This is a genomic window from Spiroplasma sp. hyd1, from assembly GCF_016082235.1.
Taxonomy (GTDB): domain Bacteria; phylum Bacillota_I; class Bacilli_A; order Mycoplasmatales; family Mycoplasmataceae; genus Spiroplasma; species Spiroplasma poulsonii.
Genome location: NZ_JXYY01000102.1, coordinates 1 through 1,749 on the forward strand (window position 1 = coordinate 1; position 1,749 = coordinate 1,749).

3 protein-coding genes are annotated in these 1,749 nt (G+C 30.1%); 2 read left to right on the forward strand and 1 reads right to left on the reverse strand.

Annotated elements, in window-relative coordinates; translation table 4 throughout:
* Nucleotides 1–169 precede the first annotated feature (169 nt).
* Nucleotides 170–406 carry a hypothetical protein gene (locus TS70_RS06455; RefSeq protein WP_232332556.1) on the reverse strand — a complete coding sequence of 79 codons (237 nt, stop codon included), beginning with the start codon at nucleotides 404–406 and terminating at the stop codon, nucleotides 170–172.
* Between the two features lie 162 nt (nucleotides 407–568).
* Here TS70_RS06455 and TS70_RS06460 point away from each other — a divergent pair, with 162 nt between their 5' ends.
* Both TS70_RS06460 and TS70_RS06465 read left to right on the forward strand, forming a co-directional pair.
* Nucleotides 569–1,306 (forward strand): oxidoreductase, encoded by a 738-nt coding sequence (locus TS70_RS06460; protein WP_198049773.1) that lies wholly within the window; start codon nucleotides 569–571, stop codon nucleotides 1,304–1,306.
* Between the two features lie 3 nt (nucleotides 1,307–1,309).
* A complete protein-coding gene (locus TS70_RS06465; protein WP_198049774.1) occupies nucleotides 1,310–1,708 on the forward strand; it encodes a hypothetical protein in 399 nt (132 codons plus the stop codon).
* Nucleotides 1,709–1,749 lie beyond the last annotated feature (41 nt).

The window sequence follows — 1,749 nt, forward strand, 5'->3', positions numbered from 1 at the left end:
AAAATAAAAAANCNTTTAAAATTAGTAATAANTTTAAAAAGTATTTTTTAGTGTNTCAAANTTNATAAATTTATAAATTATTTATTCAAATAAAAATTATGTTTTTAAAAAAGTTGAATTTTTTATAAATTTTGTTATCATTTAATTATAAGCGAAACTTAATTTGTTTCTAATTACTTAATTTTATTAAAAACCTCATATTTTTTGCAATTAGAACTAATTCTTCAACACGATGTGCCCCAACAGTTGAAACTAAAACATCTTGGCCATGGACTTGGGCTTTAAGATTATCAAAATCACTCGCATTTCCGGTGAATTCCGTAATGATAACGTTGTTATTATTAATAAGCTCATTAATAAGTTTTTGACCCAATTTTCCCTGAGCACCAACTAATAAAATTTTCATAAACTCCCTCCTTAGAAGATATCTTAACATATTTTATTATTATAAAAGGACAAAAGTAACACAAGTAAAACTGGCAAATATTAGAAGCTACTTGTAATAACTTTGTTAAGTTATATGATATTATTATAAATAAAATAATTAACAATTAGGAAGAAAACAACAATGAATCCGAAATTTAAACCTTTATTTGAACCATTTACCTTTCCAAACGGAGTAACCATTAATAACCGCATTGTAATGAGTCCAATGACCACTTTTTCTGGTTTTGAAAACGGCAAATATACCCTTGATGAATTAAATTATTATCAAGCCCGTGCGAAAGATTTAGGAATGGTCATTGCTAGGTGTAGTTATGTTAATCGTAATGGTAAAGCTTTTATTGGTCAACCAGCAATTGATGATGATAAATATATTCCAAATTTAGCAAAATTAGCTAATATTATCCATCAAGAAAATAGTATTGCTATTATGCAAATTCACCACGGTGGGCGCCAATGTCCAGCCGCAACGCTTCTTGAGCAACAACCATTATCTGCTAGTGCGATTAAATCGTTACGACCAACAGCAATTGAACCACGAGCAATGACGAATGAAGAAATTAATACAATTATTGCGGATTTTAGAGCAGCTACATTACGAGCAATTAAAGCTGGATTTGATGGGGTTGAGATCCATGGTGCTAATACTTATTTGATCCAGCAATTTTTTTCACCCCATTCAAACCAACGAACTGATCAATGAGGTGGTGACTTAACAAAACGAATGGCATTTCCACTAGCAATTGTTACAAAAGTTAGTGATATTATTAAAACTCATGCAACAAATCCATTTATTTTAGGTTATCGAATTTCACCAGAAGAAATTGAAGAACCAGGCATCACGTTAGAAGATACTTATTAATTAATGGATCAGTTAATTAAATTCCCTTTAGACTACATTCACATTTCATTATCATATTTATGACGAAAAAGTATGCGTAATAAAGAAAATCCCACTCCAACAATCACTAGCATTTTACAGCGTTATCAAGGTAAAATTCCTTTGATTGGAGTTGGAGGTGTTTGTACCCCAGAAGATGCTTTAAAAGGGCTAGAAAGCGGGTTATCATTAGTTGCAATTGGCCGTCAATTAATTATTGAACCCCAATGGCTAACAAAAGTAGCAACAAGTGCCGAACAAACGATTAATACTGTGCTTGACTTAGCAAGCATTAAGGAATTGACAATTCCCCAACCTTTAATTGGCCTTTTTGTTGAAGATGGTCAAAATTGAAAAATTAATATGATTAATATACCAAAATAATTCATAAAAAATTAAGAATTATTATTTTTTAAAAAAGTTTA